Annotated in this window: 1 pseudogene; it reads right to left on the bottom strand. The window is 44.3% G+C overall.

The features are described from left to right. Positions 1–26: 26 nt before the first annotated feature. Positions 27–491, bottom strand: a pseudogene (locus R7R78_RS26570) (lamin tail domain-containing protein); the annotation flags it as partial. Positions 492–686 lie beyond the last annotated feature (195 nt).

Genomic DNA, 686 nt, shown 5'->3' with positions numbered 1-686 from the left:
GCTAACGTTGTCCATTGAGAAGATTAGAAAGTCGCAGAAGGCGTCAGTGCGTCACCGTTACGTACCAAAGTGGCGTCTTTGCCAAATGCTACACCACCCATCACGCCGACCATGTCGTGAACTTCACCATCTTTTAATAGTGCGAGAGGATCGTCACCATTAAAGTTCGCCACGTTTTTATCGGTCTGGTCAGCCACCGCTTTAATCGCATCGCTGGCATCGCCATGGGCCAGAACAAACACCTGCTTCGCTTGCAACGTCACTTGGCTCAAATCGATCTTGCTGCCCCAAGTTCCACCACCATTAGATGATTTCGCTAGCTCATAACCTGTTAGCGTGACTGCGGCATCACCGGTATTCGCGATCTCGACCGCTTTATTATACGAGCCACCTTCTACGTACTGGGAAATGATAATTTCTGCATTCGCGTTAGCGCTAAGCGCACTGGCGATGGTTAATGCAAGTATTGAGGGTTTGATTAACGTGTCCATTGTCGTACCTGATATTTATTTAAATGCAAACTAAGCTCCGATCAGAGCCTACCATTTGCGTCTACTATCAGGTTTATTTATGAAATAAATAAGAAAGAGCAGTAAAAGCCGTGAAATAAATCACATGTGAATCTATAAAAATATGCCAAAACAGCGCATTCAAACATATTTTGTAATAAATACAGTTCAGTAGTG

It is taken from the genome of Vibrio sp. 2134-1 (genome assembly GCF_033339495.1).
The sequence above is the reverse complement of the archived record's forward strand: the minus strand, read 5'-3'. Positions and strand labels throughout refer to the sequence as shown.